Source organism: Rubrivirga sp. (assembly GCF_049648075.1).
In the GTDB taxonomy this organism is placed as follows: Bacteria; Bacteroidota; Rhodothermia; order Rhodothermales; family Rubricoccaceae; genus Rubrivirga.
This window is the reverse complement of record NZ_JBARYR010000412.1, coordinates 1-1,507: the sequence shown is the minus strand read 5'-3', so window position 1 is coordinate 1,507 and position 1,507 is coordinate 1. Positions and strand designations below refer to the sequence as shown.

At 71.9% G+C, this 1,507-nt stretch carries 1 protein-coding gene; it reads right to left on the bottom strand.

All coding sequences use genetic code 11. The features are described from left to right. On the bottom strand, positions 1-1,507 hold a 1,507-nt coding region (locus WBA11_RS11825; RefSeq protein WP_424520886.1), incomplete at both ends, for a PAS domain-containing protein.

The following is a 1,507-nucleotide window of genomic DNA, read 5'->3' as shown; positions in this document are numbered from 1 at the left end:
GCCGTCCGGCTCTCGACGCGGCCCTCGAGGTCTTCGGTGAGCACGCGGAGCTCGTCCGTCGTCCGGCGCAGGTCGGTGACGTCGAGGGCGACGCCGAACAGCTCGCGCGGCGTCCGGTCCGGCCCCTCGCCGTCGAACACGGCGCGGGCCCGGACCGAGACCCACTTGGGGCCGTCGTCGCCCTCGACCAGGTTCTCGATGTCGTACTCGTCGTTGGAGTCGGCCGGGTCGAGGGCGCGGCTGAGCGCTGCCCGAGTCATCTCCTGCTGGCCCGGCGTGACCCGCCCGACCCCGGCCTCCAACGTCATCTCGGAGGGGTACCCGAAGAGCTCCTGGAACCGCTCGTCGAGCTCGACCCGGCCGTCCTCGACGACGTACCGGAACGTCCCGAGCCGGGCCGCGTCGAGCGTGAGCTGGAGCTGCTCGGCCATGGCCGTGGCACGGCGCTCGCTCTCGCGCAGGTCCGTGATGTCCCGAACGACGATGCTGACGCCCTCGATGACGCCCTCCGGGTCGAACTCCGGGACGTAGCTGCACAGCCAGTCCCGCTCGAGATCCGGGTCGCGCAACGTGGCGCCCCGGAACTCGATGTCCTCGATGGGCTCGCCGGTCTCCAGGACCCGTTCGAGAAGAGGCTGGACCGTGTCGACGAGCAACGGGAACAGGTCCTTGCCACGCTTGCCGATGTGGTCCTCGACGGGGAGCCCGTTGATGTCGGCCAGGCGCTGGTTGATCCGGCGGTAGCGCAGCTCGCGGTCCATGAACGCGAGCCCGACCGGGGCCGTCCCGTAGACGGCCTCGATCTCGCCGAGCTGCTGGCGGATCGTCTGCTCGGCCTGCTCGTGCCGGACGGCCTCGCCGATCAGGTTGGCCAGGGCTCCGACGAACTCCACGTCGGCGGCGGAGAACGTCCGGGGCTGCCGGCTGTGGATGCCCAACACGCCCCACGCCTCGCCGTCGCCGGGAACCGTGATGCTGATCCCGCTCCGGACACCGTGCGTGGTCAGGAGCTCGGGGCCGGAGAACCGCTCCTCGGCCTCGAGGTCGGGCACGACGACCGGGCCGTCCTCGGCGAGCGTGAAGCCGCCCTGTGAGTCCACGCTGTCCGGGACCGCGGCCGTCCCGACCAGCCCGGGATGCCACCCGCACCCGGCGTCGAGGGCGAACCGGTCCTCGGCGGGTTCGTGGCGCAGGACCTTCGCGAAGTCGGCCTCGAGGACGTCGCGGGCAGTCTCGCAGGCGGCCTCGAGGACGTCGGTCAGCGGGGCCGTCAGGGCCATCCGCCCGATCTCGGCGATGGCCGCCTGCTGAGCGGCCCGGCGCCTGGCTTCGTCGCGGGCTTGGCGGAGTTCGGTGACGTCGACGAACGTGACCACGACGCCCTCGATGCGGTCGTCGGTGGTCCGGTAGGGCAGGATGCGGACGAAGTACCACTCGCCGTCGGCGCCCTGGATCTCGGCCTCTTCTGGGACGAGCGTGTCCAAGACGCGCCGGGCGTCGTCGTCGA